Genomic DNA, 15,881 nt, shown 5'->3' on the forward strand with positions numbered 1-15,881 from the left:
GCATCTTTTTCAGACCATCGAGAGGCGTGCGGCCCACACCGCGGGCAGATGGCACGCAGGAAGCCCGGACTAATAAGATGGCATTGAAATCCCCCGCGTTTCGTAAAAAATTTCCGTTGTTGGTAACCGGCAGTCTGCTGGCCTTGCAACCCTTGGCCACTTCCTTCGTGGTTGCCGCGGAACAGTATGACTGCTCAGTCTCTGCTTCGGGTGCCTGGGACTGTGCGCCAAAATCGCCGGCGGCTGCCTTGCCTCCGCGTCCCGTCCATGAAGGCAGCGCAGTCTCCGCAACCGGCGAGGTCCCGGCCGAGAGCGGTTCCAGCGAAGCCACCGGCACCAAGACCGCACTGGTTACCGAGTCCGAGGGCCGCGGCCTGAAGTCGCGTAGCGAAGACTACAGCCACCTCGACTGGGTTCCCCGCGATCAACTCACTGCGGCACAACTGGCTGAAACCGGTCCTTACTGCTCCGGTTCCTATATCGAGCCTATTCGTCCTGGCATGAATGACAAGACGAGCAAAAGTGACGCGCCAACCTTTATCGGCGCGAAAGCCTCTCGCTATAAGCAGGATGAGCAAATCGCAACCTTGGCCGGTGACGTGGTCATGCGCCAGGGCAGCATGCAGGTCGAAGCCGACGAAGCCAACCTGTACCAGGCCGAGAGCCGGGGCGAGCTGGCCGGCAACGTGCGCATTCGCGACAACGGCGCGCTGATCGTGGGCGACCATGCCGACGTGCAGCTCGATACCGGTGAAGCCAAGGTCGACAACGCCGAATACGTGATGCACAAATCCCGCATCCGTGGCAACGCGCTGTATGCCAAACGTGCAGAGAACGCGATCATCCGCCTCAAGGATGGTACGTACACCACGTGCGAACCGAACAGCAACGCCTGGCAGCTCAAGGGCAACAACATCACCCTGAACCCGGCTACCGGCTTCGGTACCGCGACCAACGTGACTCTGCGGGTCAAGGACATCCCGGTCCTGTACACGCCGTACATTTATTTCCCGATCGACGACCGTCGTCAGTCCGGCTTCCTGCCGCCGACCATCGGCACCGGCAGCGATACCGGCTTCATGCTGGTGACTCCGTATTACTTCAACCTGGCACCGAACTACGATGCCACGTTGTATCCGCGCTACATGGACAAGCACGGCTTGTTGATGGAAGGTGAGTTCCGTTACCTGACCAAGTCCAGCGAAGGTCAGTTCGGTGCCGCGTACCTCAACGACGAAGACACTCAACGCAAGCTACAGTCCGACTACGAAAAAAACCGCTACATGTATAACTGGCAGCACAAGGGTGGCCTGGATTCGCGCGTATTCACGCAAGTCGACTACACCAAGCTCAGTGACCCTTACTACTTCCAGGATCTGCAGACTGACCAGATCGGCGTCAAAAGCGCCGACTACGTGAACCAGCAAGGCTCTGTGACCTATCGCGGCGACAGCTATACCGCCCGTGTGAACGCGCAGGCATACCAGCTGGCAACCGTGTCGAACATCACGCCGTATGACCGCTTGCCGCAGATCACCTTTGATGGTGCTCTGCCGTATCATCCAAGCGGCCTGGACTTCACCTACAACACCGAAGTCGTGCGGTTCGACCGGGATCTGCAAAACGGCAACTTCACCGATGAAGATGGCAACGTTTCGCCGCGCCTCGACACCAACGTTACGGGCCTGGCGCGCGCCACCGGTGATCGTCTGAACCTTGCACCCGCCGTCAGCCTGCCGCTGAACTGGACTTATGGCTTCCTGAAACCAACGCTCAAGTACCAGTACACCCAATATCAATTGGATCTGGACAGCATCGGTAAGGCTCAGATTGCCGCGCAAACCCCGGAGCAGGACAATCTCAACGGTACTTTCGGCAGCAACCAGAACCGTGGCGTGCCGATCGCGAGCATCGACAGCGGCCTGTACTTCGATCGCAATACCCAATGGTTCGGCAAGAACTATCGCCAGACGCTTGAGCCACGCCTGTACTATCTCTATGTTCCCGAGAAAGACCAGACGGACATTCCGGTTTTCGACACCGGCGAATACACCTTCAACTATGCATCGCTGTTCCGCGACAACCGTTTCTCGGGCTCCGACCGTGTCGGCGACGAGAACAAACTGTCGCTGGGCGTGACCAACCGCTGGATTGAAGACAACGGGTTCGAGCGTCAACGCATCAGTGTCGGCCAGGCCTTGTACTTCAAGGATCGTGAAGTCCAGTTGCCGGGCATCGATGCCTCAACCCGACAAGACGCGCACTCCAACGTGTCCCCTTATGCGCTGGAATACGAATATCGCTGGAACCGCGACTGGCGTACCACTGCCGACTACAACTGGGATCCGGACAGCCGCAGCCCACGCTCGGGCAGCGCGATGTTCCACTACCAGCCTGAAGACAATCCGAACAAGGTCATCAACGCCGGCTATCGCTATCGCAATGACCAGATCCGCTATGACCAGACCACCGGTAAATGGACCGTGGGCGGCGGTGACTATGGCACCCCTGGCACTCCTGGCTTCGTGAAGGATTACTACAAGATCGAACAGCACGACTTCTCGGTGATCTGGCCGGTCGTGCCGCAATGGAATGCCATCAGCCGCTGGCAGTACGATTACAACCGCAACCGTACCCTGGAAGCCTTCGGTGGTTTCGAGTACGACAACTGCTGCTGGAAACTGCGCCTGATCAACCGTTACTGGGTTTCCTATGACGAATTCAGCCAGGAAGCACCGCAAAACGAAAAAGGCGACCATGGCGTCTTCCTCCAAATTGTTCTGAAGGGACTCGGCGGCCTCACCGGCGCCAAGGTAGAGAGTTTCCTCGACAAAGGCATTCAAGGTTATCGTGAACGTGAAGACCAAGCTTTCTGATTGTCTGCGCCCGCTGTTGCTGGGCGCGCTGTTCCTGGGTACCGCGGCCAACGCCGCGGTACAGTCCATCGATAAGGTGGTGGCCATTGTCGACAACGACGTGGTCATGCAGAGCCAACTGGACCAGCGCGTTCATGAAGTTCAGCAAACCATCGCCAAGCGCGGCTCTGCCGTGCCGCCGGCCAGTGTGCTGGAGCAACAGGTGCTGGAGCGCCTGATCGTCGAGAACCTGCAACTGCAGATCGGTGAACGTTCCGGCATCCGCATTACCGATGAAGAACTGAACCAGGCTGTTGGCACCATCGCCCAGCGCAACAACATGTCCGTTGAACAATTCCGTGCCGCCCTGACTCACGACGGCCTGTCTTACGACGACGCCCGTGACCAGATCCGTCGCGAAATGGTTATCAGCCGTGTACGCCAGCGTCGTGTGGCCGAGCGCATCCAGGTGTCGGAGCAGGAAGTGAAAAACTTCCTGGCTTCCGACCTTGGCAAGATGCAGTTGTCCGAAGAGTTCCGCCTGGCCAACATCCTGATTCCTACGCCGGAAAGCGCCAACTCCGAAGCGATTCAGAACGCCGCCAAGCAGGCTGACGCGATTTACCAGCAGATCAAGCAAGGTGCGGACTTCGGTCAGTTGGCCATTGCCAAATCCGCCAGCGAAACCGCACTGGAAGGTGGCGACATGGGCTGGCGTAAAGCCGCTCAACTGCCACCGCCGTTCGATCGCCTGCTGAGCACCATGGCTGTTGGTGATGTCACCCAGCCAATGCGTACACCAGGCGGTTTTATCATCCTGAAAATCACCGACAAGCGTGGCGGTGGGACTCAGGTACGCGACGAAGTGCATGTGCGGCACATCCTGGTCAAACCGAGCCCGATCCGCGACGAAGCAAAAACCAAGGCACTGGCCCAATCGCTCTATACTCGTATCGAAGCCGGCGAAGACTTCGGCGAACTGGCGAAAAGCTACTCGGAAGATCCGGGTTCTGCCCTCAACGGCGGCGACCTGAACTGGATCGACCCGAACGCCCTGGTTCCCGAGTTCCGCGAAGTGATGGCCAAAACGCCACAAGGTCAGCTGTCCAAGCCGTTCCAGACGCAATATGGCTGGCACGTACTGGAAGTCCTTGGTCGTCGCGCCACTGACAGCACCACTCAGGCTCGTGAGCAGCAAGCCATGACTGTATTGCGCAACCGCAAGTACGATGAAGAGCTGCAAACCTGGCTGCGTCAGATCCGTGACGAAGCGTACGTAGAAATCAAACTCCCTGGCGCCGACCAGGCAGCGCAGTGAAACCTAAACGTTTCGCGCTGACACCCGGCGAACCGGCCGGCATAGGTCCCGACCTGTGCCTGCTGCTAGCCGCGCAAGGCCAGCCACATCCCCTGATAGCCATTACCAGCCGCAGCCTGCTCCTTGAGCGGGCCGCGCAGTTGGGGGTGGTTGTCGACTTGCTGCCGGTTGCACCGGACAACTGGCCGGACGTACCCGCACCCGCCAACAGCCTGTATGTCTGGGATACACCGCTCAATACCAAAGTCGTCGCCGGGCAACTGGACAAGGCTAACGCTGCCTTCGTTCTGGAAACCCTGACCCGCGCCGGCCAAGGCTGTCTGGACGGGCATTTTGCCGGGATGATCACCGCCCCCGTGCACAAGGGTGTGATCAATGAATCCGGGATTGCCTTTTCCGGGCACACGGAATTTCTTGCCGACCTGACCCATACCGCACAAGTGGTGATGATGCTCGCCACTCGCGGATTGCGCGTGGCATTGGTCACCACCCACCTGCCCCTGCGTGAGATTGCCGATGCGATCACGCCGGAGCGCCTGGAGCGGGTCACTCGAATCCTGCATGCCGACCTGCAGGAAAAATTCGGCATTGCCCAGCCACGCATTCTGGTCTGTGGGCTCAACCCCCATGCCGGTGAAGGCGGACACCTGGGCCATGAAGAAATCGATATCATCGAACCCACATTGGAGCGCCTGCGCGGCGAAGGCATGGACCTGCGTGGCCCCCTGCCCGCCGACACTCTGTTTACCCCAAAATATCTGGAGCACTGTGATGCAGTGCTGGCGATGTACCACGACCAGGGCCTGCCTGTGCTGAAGTACAAAGGCTTCGGCGCGGCAGTCAACGTGACGCTCGGCTTGCCGATCATCCGCACGTCGGTCGACCACGGCACCGCCCTGGATCTGGCCGGCAGCGGCAAGATCGATACCGGCAGCCTGCAAGTCGCCCTGGAAACCGCCTACCAGATGGCCGAGACCCGTTTATGACCGAGCAATACCAACACCGGGCGCGCAAGCGTTTCGGCCAGAACTTTCTGCACGATGCCGGCGTTATCGACCGCATCCTGCGCTCCATTCACGCCAAACCCGACGACCGGATGCTGGAAATCGGTCCGGGCCAGGGTGCGCTCACCAAGGGCTTGCTCAACAGCGGCGCCCAGCTCGACGTGGTCGAACTGGATAAAGACCTGATCCCGATCCTCAACCAGCAGTTCGCCGGCAAGAGCAACTTCAACCTGCACCAGGGTGATGCGTTGAAGTTCGACTTCAACAGCCTGAACGCCGCGCCGAACAGCCTGCGCGTGGTCGGCAACCTGCCTTACAACATCTCGACACCGCTGATTTTTCACCTGCTGCACAACGCCCACCTGATTCGCGACATGCACTTCATGCTGCAAAAGGAAGTGGTTGAGCGTCTGGCGGCAGGACCTGGCGGCGGTGACTGGGGCCGGTTATCGATCATGGTCCAATACCACTGCCGGGTTGAGCATCTGTTCAATGTCGGTCCGGGCGCGTTCAACCCGCCGCCGAAAGTCGACTCGGCTATCGTGCGCCTGGTGCCTCACGCCGTGCTGCCGCACCCGGCCAAGGACCACCGGCTGCTGGAGCGCGTCGTGCGCGAAGCCTTCAACCAGCGTCGCAAGACCCTGCGCAATACCCTCAAGTTGCTACTGAGCAATGCCGAAATCGAAGCCGCCGGTGTCGACGGCAGTTTGCGTCCCGAGCAACTCGATCTGGCCGCCTTCGTGCGCCTGGCTGACAAACTCAGCGAACAATCCCTGCAGACGCCTGCACAGGCCTGACAAGGCCGAAGCGTTATCGGATAGGACACCAGCGCCCATGTCTGGTTTACTACCCGATACTTGGCCTAGACTGAACTCAATCAGCTATGCCCCGCGTCCCGATTCGTTTTTAAGGCCTCTTGCATGTCCGATCCTCGTTATCAGGTCGACGTCAGCGTCGTCACCCGCTATCTGGCAGAACAATCGCAACCCGAACACGACCGCTTTGCCTTCGCCTACACCATCACCGTGCACAACAATGGCCTGATACCGGCCAAACTCTTGTCACGGCACTGGGTAATCACCGATGGCGACGGGCATGTCGAAGAGGTTCGCGGTGCGGGCGTGGTTGGCCAGCAACCGCTGATCGAAGCAGGCGAGAGTCACACCTACAGCAGTGGCACGGTCATGACCACCAAGGTGGGCACCATGCAAGGCAGCTATCAGATGATCGCCGACGACGGCAAGCAATTCGACGCCATCATTGCGCCATTCCGCCTCGCAGTGCCTGGAGCCTTGCACTGATGGCGACGTATGCCGTCGGCGATCTGCAGGGCTGCCTGGAGGCCCTGCAATGCCTGCTTAAGCAAGTTGCATTCGATCCCGCAAAAGATCGCCTGTGGCTGGTCGGCGACCTGGTCAACCGAGGCCCGCAATCGCTCGATACCTTGCGCTTCCTCTATAGCATCCGCGAATCGCTGGTTTGCGTACTCGGCAACCACGACCTGCACTTGCTGGCCGCCGGACAGAACATCGAACGTCTGAAGAAAGCCGACACCCTGCGCGAAATCATCGAAGCACCGGATTGCGCCGAGCTGCTGGACTGGCTGCGCCAGCAAAAACTCATGCACTACGACGAACAACGTAACGTGGCGCTGGTGCATGCCGGCATTCCGCCGCAATGGTCGCTGCGCAAAGCCCTGAAGTGCGCAGCCGAAGTCGAGACCGCCCTGCGTGACGACAATCTGTTTCCGCCCTACCTTGACGGCATGTACGGCAACGATCCGGCCAAATGGGACAACGACCTCAAAGGCATCACACGCCTGCGGGTGATCACCAACTATTTCACCCGGATGCGTTTCTGTACGGCCGAAGGCAAGCTTGACCTCAAGAGCAAGGAAGGTCTCGACAGCGCGCCACCGGGTTATAAGCCCTGGTTCCAACACAAGGAACGCAAGACCAAGGATGTGAAGATCATCTTTGGTCACTGGGCCGCACTGGAAGGCAAAGTACTTGAGCCGGATATTTCGGCCCTCGACACCGGCTGTGTGTGGGGCGGCGCCCTGACGTTGATGAATGTCGACAGCGGTGAGCGTCTGTCCTGCAAATGCGACGAAAACGGCCATGCCGCCGAGCCGCCGGTCATCCCACCACCCTCCGTACCATCGTCAGCCAGCGCCCCGCGCTAGACTGCGCTTTCAGCCGAGCCACAGGAGCCCGCCATGAGCGAATTCAAACGTATCCCCCCGGAACAGGCCCAGGCCCTGCGCGAGCAAGGTGCCGTGGTGGTCGATATCCGCGATCCGGCCACCTATGCCACGCTGCACATCAGCGGCTCAAAGCACCTGGATAACCATTCGATCTCGGACTTCATCCGCGCCGCCGACCTCGACGCTCCCACCGTGGTGGTCTGCTACCACGGCAACTCCAGCCAGAGCGCAGCCGCCTACCTGATCAGCCAGGGCTTCTCGGATGTCTACAGCATGGATGGCGGTTTTGAGCTGTGGCGTACGACTTATCCTTCGGAAACTGCGCAAGGCACCTCCGAATAATTTTTTTGTAACACGTAAGCCCGCGACTTGCGCGGGCTAGCGCGGTGGCAGACGAACGGTCTGCCACACATAATTACGTATCTCGCCTTTACCTCCCGATAAAGCAACTATCCTTAAGCGCAGGCCATCCAAAACAGGGGAGAGCCGGTACACCGGCGCACGGATCATCGGGAGTAGCTTTCGGAGTCGTCAGTTCCGAAAGAGTTCTGGGGGGTAAACAGCGACCGCCTGTTCGGTTGCTGCCAGCATCGACTGAGTGATCCGGCGTCGGCTCCACGTATCGAGCGAGGTGACGTCATGAGTATCTTTAGCCACTTCCAACAACGTTTCGAGTCCACACGCCAGGAAGAACTCACGCTGCAAGAGTATCTGGAACTGTGCAAAAAGGACCGTAGCGCCTACGTTTCCGCCGCAGAGCGTCTGCTCCTGGCCATCGGTGAACCGGAGCTGCTCGACACCTCGACCAACTCGAGACTGTCGCGAATCTTTTCAAACAAGGTGATCCGTCGCTATCCGGCCTTTGAAGACTTCCACGGGATGGAAGAATGCATTGACCAGATCGTTTCGTATTTCCGCCATGCCGCTCAGGGCCTGGAAGAGAAGAAACAGATCCTCTACCTGCTTGGCCCCGTCGGTGGTGGTAAATCGTCCCTGGCCGAAAAGCTCAAGCAACTGATGGAAAAAGTGCCCTTCTACGCAATTAAGGGCTCGCCGGTTTTCGAATCACCTCTGGGTCTGTTCAACGCCACTGAAGATGGCGCGATCCTCGAGGAAGACTTCGGCATTCCACGGCGCTACCTCAATACCATCATGTCGCCTTGGGCAACCAAGCGCCTGGCCGAATTCGGCGGCGACATCAGCCAGTTCCGCGTGGTCAAACTGTACCCGTCGATCCTCAACCAGATCGCCGTGGCCAAAACCGAGCCGGGAGATGAAAACAACCAGGACATCTCGGCACTGGTGGGCAAGGTCGATATCCGCAAACTGGAGGAATTCCCGCAAAACGACGCCGACGCCTATAGCTACTCGGGGGCACTGTGCCGGGCCAACCAGGGCCTCATGGAATTCGTCGAAATGTTCAAGGCGCCGATCAAGGTGCTGCACCCATTACTGACCGCCACCCAGGAAGGCAACTACAACAGTACCGAAGGCCTGGGCGCAATTCCGTTCACCGGGATCCTGCTGGCCCACTCCAACGAATCGGAATGGCATACCTTCCGCAATAACAAGAACAACGAAGCGTTCATCGACCGGATCTACATCGTCAAGGTACCGTACTGCCTGCGGGTCAGCGACGAAGTGAAGATCTACGACAAGTTGCTGTTCAACAGTTCGCTGGCAAAAGCCCATTGCGCACCCGATACGCTGAAGATGCTCGCCCAGTTCACTGTGCTTTCCCGCCTGAAGGAGCCGGAAAACTCCAACATCTACTCCAAGATGCGCGTGTATGACGGCGAAAACCTCAAGGACACCGATCCGAAGGCCAAGTCGATCCAGGAATACCGCGACAATGCAGGTGTCGATGAAGGCATGAACGGCCTGTCGACCCGCTTCGCATTCAAGATCCTGTCGAAGGTCTTCAACTTCGATCCGCACGAAATCGCCGCGAACCCGGTGCACCTGCTCTACGTGCTGGAACAACAGATCGAACAGGAACAGTTCCAGGCAGAAACCCGTGAACGCTACCTGCGCTTCCTCAAGGAGTACCTGGCGCCGCGTTATATCGAATTCATCGGCAAGGAAATCCAGACTGCCTATCTCGAGTCTTACAGCGAATATGGCCAGAACATCTTCGATCGCTATGTGCTGTACGCCGACTTCTGGATTCAGGACCAGGAATACCGCGATCCGGAAACCGGAGAAATTCTCAACCGCGTGGCTCTGAACGAAGAACTGGAGAAAATCGAAAAACCGGCGGGTATCAGTAATCCGAAGGACTTCCGCAACGAGATCGTCAACTTCGTATTGCGCGCCCGTGCCAACAACAACGGCAAGAACCCAACCTGGCTCAGCTACGAAAAACTGCGGGTGGTCATCGAGAAGAAAATGTTCTCCAACACCGAAGACCTGCTGCCGGTCATCAGCTTCAACGCCAAGGCCAGCAAAGAAGACCAGCAGAAGCACAACGACTTCGTCACACGGATGGTCGAGCGGGGCTACACCGACAAACAGGTACGACTGCTGTCCGAGTGGTATCTGCGAGTCAGAAAATCACAGTAACCCGCTGCCGGTCAGACCGGTTGTCGTCAGCCAGAGGCCTGTGTACGCATTTTCTGATACACAGACCTCTGGAAGGTGTTCGAAAGTCGGTAGCGAGGTACAGGCAGCATCCAAAAGCGCTTGGGGGAGCGTGAACATCCCTTGGCACCGATCCGATGCTGCATAACCGCTCGCCCCTTTCAGGACAGCTTCTAAGGAGCAGTCATGAGCTATGTGATCGACCGACGTCTCAATGGCAAAAACAAGAGCACGGTGAACCGTCAGCGGTTCCTGCGGCGTTACCGTGACCACATCAAGAAGGCTGTCGAAGAGGCGGTCAGCCGGCGCTCCATTACCGATATGGAACACGGCGAGCAAATCAGCATTCCCGGCCGCGACATCGACGAGCCGGTGCTTCACCACGGTCGCGGTGGCAAACAGACAGTGGTTCACCCCGGCAACAAGGAATTCACCGCTGGTGAACACATTGCCCGCCCGCCGGGAGGTGGCGGCGGCAGAGGGCCTGGCAAGGCTGGTAACTCGGGCGAAGGGATGGACGAGTTCGTCTTCCAGATCACCCAGGAAGAATTCCTGGAGTTCATGTTCGAGGACCTTGAACTGCCAAACCTGGTCAAGCGCAACCTGACCGGCACCGACACGTTCAAGACCGTTCGGGCGGGGATCAGCAACGAGGGCAATCCGTCACGGATCAACATCATCCGTACCCTGCGTTCGGCCCATGCACGGCGAATCGCCCTGTCGGGCAGCAGTCGGGCGAAACTGCGCGAAGCCAAGGAAGAACTTCTGCGATTGAAGCAGGAAGAACCGGACAACTTCGGCGATATTCAAAAACTCGAAGCAGAAATCGAAAAACTCAGCGCGCGCATTCACCGCGTGCCGTTTCTCGATACGTTCGACCTCAAGTACAACCTGCTCATCAAGCAACCCAACCCCAGCTCGAAGGCGGTGATGTTCTGCCTGATGGACGTGTCCGGTTCCATGACCCAGGCTACCAAGGATATCGCCAAGCGCTTTTTCATCTTGCTGTACCTGTTTCTCAAGCGTAACTACGACAAGATCGACGTCGTGTTCATCCGCCACCACACCAGCGCCCGCGAGGTGGACGAAGAGGAGTTCTTCTATTCCCGCGAAACCGGTGGGACCATCGTGTCCAGCGCCTTGAAATTGATGCAGGAAATCATGGCCGAGCGCTATCCGGCCAACGAATGGAACATCTACGCCGCCCAAGCCTCCGACGGCGACAACTGGAACGACGACTCGCCGATTTGCCGCGACATCCTGATCAACCAGATCATGCCATTCGTCCAGTACTACACTTACGTTGAGATAACCCCACGCGAACATCAGGCCTTATGGTTCGAATACGAGCGCATCGCCGAAGCCTTTTCTGACACTTTTGCCCAGCAACAACTGGTCTCGGCCGGAGATATCTACCCGGTCTTCCGTGAACTCTTCCAGCGCAGGTTAGTGACATGACCGCCAAAGAGCTGAAGCGCCAACCCATTTCCACCGGCTCCGAGTGGACGTTCGAGCTGATTCAGGCCTACGACCGCGAAATCAGTCGTCTGGCGGCTCGCTACGCGCTCGACACGTATCCCAACCAGATTGAAGTGATCACCGCCGAACAGATGATGGATGCTTACGCCTCCGTCGGCATGCCGCTGGGTTATCACCATTGGTCCTATGGCAAGCACTTCCTCAGCACGGAAAAATCCTATTCACGTGGCCAGATGGGGCTGGCCTACGAGATCGTAATCAACTCGGACCCGTGCATCGCCTACCTGATGGAAGAAAACACCATCTGCATGCAGGCACTGGTCGTGGCGCATGCCTGCTACGGACACAACAGCTTTTTCAAGGGCAATTACCTGTTCCGAACCTGGACCGACGCCAGCTCGATCATCGACTACCTGGTGTTCGCCAAGCAGTACATCATGCAGTGTGAAGAGCGCCATGGCATCGACGCGGTCGAGGATCTGCTCGATTCTTGCCATGCGCTGATGAACTACGGGGTCGACCGTTACAAACGCCCCTATCCGATTTCCGCCGAAGAAGAGCGTCGCCGGCAGAAGGACCGGGAGGAACATCTGCAGAAACAGATCAACGATTTGTGGCGGACCATTCCAAAGGGCGCAGACAAGTACAGCGACAAGGACAATGCGCGCTTCCCCGCCGAACCGCAGGAAAACATCCTCTATTTCATCGAAAAACACGCGCCGCTGCTGGAACCGTGGCAGCGGGAAATCGTGCGCATCGTGCGCAAGATCGCGCAGTATTTTTATCCACAGCGCCAGACTCAGGTCATGAACGAAGGCTGGGCCACCTTCTGGCACTACACATTGATGAATGACCTGTATGACGAAGGCCTCGTCACCGATGGCTTCATGATGGAGTTCCTGACCTCCCATACGAGCGTTGTCTTTCAGCCAGGGTTCGACAGCCCCTATTACAGTGGTATCAACCCTTACACCTTGGGATTCGCCATGTACCGCGATATCCGTCGCATGTGCGAAGAACCCACCGAAGAAGATCGCCGCTGGTTCCCGGAAATTGCCGGTACTGACTGGCTGTCGACCATTAAATTCGCCATGAGCAGCTTCAAGGACGAGAGCTTCATCCTGCAGTACCTGTCACCCAAAGTGATCCGCGACCTGAAACTCTTCAGCATTCTCGATGACGACCAGAAGGATGATTTGCTGGTCCCGGCCATTCACGATGAGGGGGGCTACCGGATCATCCGTGAAACGCTGGCCGCGCAGTACAACCTGGGCAATCGCGAGCCCAACATTCAGATCTACAGCATCGATCGCCGCGGCGACCGCTCCCTGACGCTGCGACATCAGCAACACGACCGCAAGCCGCTGGGGGACTCCACCGAGGAAGTGCTCAAGCACCTGCACCGCCTCTGGGGCTTCGACATACACCTGGAGACCCTGCAAGGGGACCAGGTGATGAAAACCCACCACGTTCCACCCAGAAGCGAGCACAGCGAAGGCGATTACGGCCGGCTGGATTTGGCCGTCATCCACCTTTGATACCTTCAGTGCCTCCGAAAGCTCGACGCAACGGTTATCCTGTCGAGCTAACGGAGGTTTTTTATGCAGATTTATAAAGTCGGCGGCGCGGTACGCGATCGCCTGCTGGGCATACCTGTCACGGACATCGACCGGGTCGTGGTCGGCGCCACTACCGAAGAGATGCTTGCCCAGGGCTTTCGCCCGGTAGGCGCGGATTTCCCGGTATTCCTTCACCCCAAAACCGGTGAGGAGTACGCCCTCGCCAGGACCGAACGCAAAAGTGGACGCGGTTATGGCGGCTTCACTTTTCACGCCAGCCCTGATGTGACACTCGAAGAAGACCTGATTCGTCGTGACCTGACAATCAACGCCATGGCCGAGGACGATCAACAGAACCTGACCGACCCCTACCACGGCCAACGCGACCTTGAAGCGCGCATTCTTCGTCACGTTTCCCCCGCGTTTGCTGAAGATCCCCTCAGAGTTCTGCGTGTTGCCCGCTTTGCGGCGCGTTATGCCGAATTGGGTTTCACCGTTGCCCTGGAAACGCTGGCGCTGATGCGTCAACTCAGCGAGTCCGGCGAGCTTCAAGCACTGACGGCGGAACGGAGCTGGAAAGAGATTTCTCGTGCGCTGATGGAAAACCGGCCACAGGTGTTCATTGAAGTGCTGCGCGCGTGTGGCGCACTCAAAGAATTGATGCCGGAAATCGATGCACTGTTCGGGGTGCCACAACCAGAGGCTCATCACCCGGAAATCGACACCGGCGCGCACACCCTGAGCGTACTTGCGCAAGCGGCTCGACATAAACAACCGCTGACGGTGCGCTGGGCCTGCCTGCTGCATGACCTGGGCAAAGGGCTGACGCCACAGGAAGAATGGCCACGGCACATTGCCCACGAGTTCAAGGGACTCAAACTAATCAAGGCGGTCAACGAACGCTTCAAGGCGCCCAGAGATTGTCAGGAATTGGCGCTGCTGGTGGGCGAGTATCACACCCACGGTCATCGCGCCCTGGAATTGAAGCCCTCAACCTTGCTGGAACTGCTGCAAAGTTTCGACATTTACCGACGACCGCAACGGTTCGAGGAGTTCATCGCGGCGTGCGAAATGGACGCTCGTGGACGCGAAGGCCTGGAGCAGCGAAGTTATCCACAAGCGGATTATTTGCGCGGGGCGGCCAATGCGGCGCGTGGGGTGGCGGTTCAGCCGTTGCTGGAGAAAGGATTCAAGGGGCCAGAACTGGGCGAGGCAATCAAGCGTGAACGACTCAAGGCGTTGAAGGCTTACAAAGAAAGTGCATCAACCTGAAAAAGCTTCGCGGGCAAGCCCGCTCCCACAGGGATTGCATCGTACCTGCGGGAGCGGGCTTGCCGCGATGGCGTCATAACTGTCACAACAAATTCGAGGGCGTTAACTGCTCCCCGCGCCATTCAAACGCCACCGGCGCCAGCACCTGATCGATCTGTGCCTCACCCCAAAGCGTCGCAAAGCTTTTTCCTACACCCAAATGCACTCGATCTGGCGCAATCAACGACAGCGGCCACAACACAAAGGCATTTTTCAGAATTTCTGCCCGCGGCAGAATCAAGCCATCGAAGTTACCCACCAGATCGCCGAACAACAGCACATCGATATCCAGCGGCAAACCCTTGCGATCCGGCGCATAGCGCCCATTGTCGGCTTCGATGAATTTCAGCCGGCGATCGAGCTCCATCAGCGGCAGATCGGTGTAGGCCGACACCACGAAATTGAAGAATGGCCCGCTCTTGATCCCTACCGGCTGGCTTTCGAAGACCGGCGAACAATGGATGTCCACCAGAAAACCTGCCAAGGCATCCAGTCCGGCCCGTAAATGGGATTCGCGCTCGATATTGCTACCGAGCCCAAGATACACCTGAGTCAGCGACATCCGCGCTCGATCTCCACGCCCACGCCACCGGTAGCGGCAGGAACCGCGCCTGGCTTGGTCAGCTTGAGGCGCATCCAGGTGATCTTGAATTCGCTCATCAGCACTTCAACCAGGCGCTCGGCAAAGGTCTCGACCAGCTGGAACTGCGCCTGCTCGGCAAAGGCCTGGATCCGCGACGAAACACTGGCGTAATCGAGCGCCAGGGTCAGGTCGTCGCCGGCGGCAGCCGGACGATTATCCCAGGCGAAACTCAGATCAAGACGCAAGCACTGTCGGATGCCTCGCTCCCAGTCGTAGGCACCGATCACGGTGTCGACTTCCAGGCCCTCGATAAACACTCTGTCCAAGCACTTTTCTCCGCTACACGACAAGGGCGCATTGCGCCGTTAGAATCAGGGCGTCCTCGCCCGGAATAGTTAGCATGTTTTGGTTATTGGCGATCCTCGCCTACCTGCTCGGCTCTCTGTCCTTTGCCATTTTGCTCAGCCGCCTGACCGGTAACCCCGATCCACGCTCGAGTGGCTCGGGCAATGCCGGTGCCACCAACATGTTGCGCCTGGCCGGTAAAAAACTCGCCATCCTGACGTTGCTCGGCGATCTCTGCAAAGGACTGCTGCCTGTGCTGATCGCCGGTGTTGCAGGCCTTTCATTGCAGGATCAGGCCTGGATCGGCGTCTGCGCCGTCATCGGACACCTGTTCCCGCTGTATTTCCGCTTTCGCGGGGGCAAGGGTGTCGCCACCGCTGCCGGGATGTTGCTGGGCTTGTATCCACCCGCGGCGCTGATGGCGGTCTGCGCCTGGCTGCTGACGTTCTACCTGACCCGCACCAGCTCGCTGGCCGCCCTGATTGCCACGCCTTTGACCCTGCCACTGCTGGCCTGGCAAGAACCGGCGGCATTGCTGCCCATGAGCACGCTCACGGGACTGATCGTCTGGCGTCATCGCGGCAATCTACGCGACCTGTTTGCCGGGCGCGAACGGCATTTTTAGGCGCCGGCCATGAAAG

General features: G+C 58.5%; 14 protein-coding genes. 12 read left to right on the forward strand and 2 right to left on the reverse strand.

The window, feature by feature from the left end:
- Positions 1–77: 77 nt before the first annotated feature.
- The 11 genes from LAB08_RS27660 to LAB08_RS27710 all read left to right on the forward strand — a co-directional run bounded on the left by LAB08_RS27660 (position 78) and on the right by LAB08_RS27710 (position 14,273).
- On the forward strand, positions 78–2,876 hold the full coding sequence (locus tag LAB08_RS27660) for an LPS-assembly protein LptD (RefSeq protein ID WP_096514694.1): 2,799 nt from the start codon (positions 78–80) through the stop codon (positions 2,874–2,876).
- Positions 2,857–4,173 (forward strand): peptidylprolyl isomerase SurA, encoded by a 1,317-nt coding sequence (gene surA / locus LAB08_RS27665; protein WP_096514692.1) that lies wholly within the window; start codon positions 2,857–2,859, stop codon positions 4,171–4,173. The genes LAB08_RS27660 and surA overlap by 20 nt, the downstream gene beginning before the upstream one ends.
- Positions 4,170–5,159 carry a 4-hydroxythreonine-4-phosphate dehydrogenase PdxA gene (gene pdxA / locus LAB08_RS27670; RefSeq protein WP_096514690.1) on the forward strand — a complete coding sequence of 330 codons (990 nt, stop codon included), beginning with the start codon at positions 4,170–4,172 and terminating at the stop codon, positions 5,157–5,159. Before surA ends, pdxA begins: the two co-directional genes overlap by 4 nt.
- Positions 5,156–5,974 carry a 16S rRNA (adenine(1518)-N(6)/adenine(1519)-N(6))-dimethyltransferase RsmA gene (gene rsmA / locus LAB08_RS27675; RefSeq protein WP_096514688.1) on the forward strand — a complete coding sequence of 273 codons (819 nt, stop codon included), beginning with the start codon at positions 5,156–5,158 and terminating at the stop codon, positions 5,972–5,974. Before pdxA ends, rsmA begins: the two co-directional genes overlap by 4 nt.
- Before the next feature lie 123 nt (positions 5,975–6,097).
- A complete protein-coding gene (gene apaG, locus LAB08_RS27680) occupies positions 6,098–6,478 on the forward strand; it encodes a Co2+/Mg2+ efflux facilitator ApaG/CorD (protein ID WP_096514686.1) in 381 nt (126 codons plus the stop codon).
- A complete protein-coding gene (locus LAB08_RS27685) occupies positions 6,478–7,362 on the forward strand; it encodes a symmetrical bis(5'-nucleosyl)-tetraphosphatase (protein WP_096514684.1) in 885 nt (294 codons plus the stop codon). Before apaG ends, LAB08_RS27685 begins: the two co-directional genes overlap by 1 nt.
- Positions 7,363–7,395: 33 nt before the next feature.
- Positions 7,396–7,725, forward strand: coding sequence for a thiosulfate sulfurtransferase GlpE (glpE, locus tag LAB08_RS27690; RefSeq protein WP_096514682.1), 330 nt, complete (start codon positions 7,396–7,398; stop codon positions 7,723–7,725).
- 297 nt (positions 7,726–8,022) lie between these two features.
- A complete protein-coding gene (locus tag LAB08_RS27695) occupies positions 8,023–9,945 on the forward strand; it encodes a PrkA family serine protein kinase (protein ID WP_096514680.1) in 1,923 nt (640 codons plus the stop codon).
- Positions 9,946–10,149: 204 nt separating this feature from the next.
- Positions 10,150–11,421: a YeaH/YhbH family protein gene (locus LAB08_RS27700; protein WP_096514678.1), complete on the forward strand. Its 1,272-nt coding sequence runs from the start codon at positions 10,150–10,152 to the stop codon at positions 11,419–11,421.
- On the forward strand, positions 11,418–12,980 hold the full coding sequence (locus LAB08_RS27705) for a SpoVR family protein (protein ID WP_096514676.1): 1,563 nt from the start codon (positions 11,418–11,420) through the stop codon (positions 12,978–12,980). Before LAB08_RS27700 ends, LAB08_RS27705 begins: the two co-directional genes overlap by 4 nt.
- Before the next feature lie 63 nt (positions 12,981–13,043).
- Positions 13,044–14,273: a multifunctional CCA addition/repair protein gene (locus LAB08_RS27710; RefSeq protein WP_096514674.1), complete on the forward strand. Its 1,230-nt coding sequence runs from the start codon at positions 13,044–13,046 to the stop codon at positions 14,271–14,273.
- Between the two features lie 82 nt (positions 14,274–14,355).
- On the opposite strand, the gene folK is transcribed toward LAB08_RS27710, so the two are convergent.
- Both folK and folB read right to left on the reverse strand, forming a co-directional pair.
- A complete protein-coding gene (gene folK / locus LAB08_RS27715; protein WP_096514672.1) occupies positions 14,356–14,874 on the reverse strand; it encodes a 2-amino-4-hydroxy-6-hydroxymethyldihydropteridine diphosphokinase in 519 nt (172 codons plus the stop codon).
- Positions 14,865–15,221 (reverse strand): dihydroneopterin aldolase, encoded by a 357-nt coding sequence (folB, locus tag LAB08_RS27720; RefSeq protein ID WP_008051601.1) that lies wholly within the window; start codon positions 15,219–15,221, stop codon positions 14,865–14,867. Before folB ends, folK begins: the two co-directional genes overlap by 10 nt.
- A 74-nt stretch (positions 15,222–15,295) precedes the next feature.
- On the opposite strand from folB, the gene plsY reads away from it, so the two are divergent.
- Positions 15,296–15,865, forward strand: a complete 570-nt coding sequence (gene plsY, locus LAB08_RS27725) for a glycerol-3-phosphate 1-O-acyltransferase PlsY (protein WP_096514670.1) — start codon at positions 15,296–15,298, stop codon at positions 15,863–15,865.
- Positions 15,866–15,881: the final 16 nt, after the last annotated feature.

It is taken from the genome of Pseudomonas izuensis (assembly GCF_002356535.2).
GTDB classification, from domain to species: Bacteria; Pseudomonadota; Gammaproteobacteria; order Pseudomonadales; family Pseudomonadaceae; genus Aquipseudomonas; species Aquipseudomonas izuensis.

What these genes read in the sequence shown, in the direction of transcription:
- LAB08_RS27705 (WP_096514676.1), top strand. Translation starts at nt 11,418, where the DNA reads ATGACCGCCAAAGAGCTGAAGCGCCAACCCATTTCCACCGGCTCCGAG.
- rsmA (WP_096514688.1), top strand. Translation starts at nt 5,156, where the DNA reads ATGACCGAGCAATACCAACACCGGGCGCGCAAGCGTTTCGGCCAGAAC.
- LAB08_RS27710 (WP_096514674.1), top strand. Translation starts at nt 13,044, where the DNA reads ATGCAGATTTATAAAGTCGGCGGCGCGGTACGCGATCGCCTGCTGGGC.
- LAB08_RS27700 (WP_096514678.1), top strand. Translation starts at nt 10,150, where the DNA reads ATGAGCTATGTGATCGACCGACGTCTCAATGGCAAAAACAAGAGCACG.
- LAB08_RS27660 (WP_096514694.1), top strand. Translation starts at nt 78, where the DNA reads ATGGCATTGAAATCCCCCGCGTTTCGTAAAAAATTTCCGTTGTTGGTA.
- plsY (WP_096514670.1), top strand. Translation starts at nt 15,296, where the DNA reads ATGTTTTGGTTATTGGCGATCCTCGCCTACCTGCTCGGCTCTCTGTCC.
- LAB08_RS27695 (WP_096514680.1), top strand. Translation starts at nt 8,023, where the DNA reads ATGAGTATCTTTAGCCACTTCCAACAACGTTTCGAGTCCACACGCCAG.
- glpE (WP_096514682.1), top strand. Translation starts at nt 7,396, where the DNA reads ATGAGCGAATTCAAACGTATCCCCCCGGAACAGGCCCAGGCCCTGCGC.
- apaG (WP_096514686.1), top strand. Translation starts at nt 6,098, where the DNA reads ATGTCCGATCCTCGTTATCAGGTCGACGTCAGCGTCGTCACCCGCTAT.
- folK (WP_096514672.1), bottom strand. Translation starts at nt 14,874, where the DNA reads ATGTCGCTGACTCAGGTGTATCTTGGGCTCGGTAGCAATATCGAGCGC.
- LAB08_RS27685 (WP_096514684.1), top strand. Translation starts at nt 6,478, where the DNA reads ATGGCGACGTATGCCGTCGGCGATCTGCAGGGCTGCCTGGAGGCCCTG.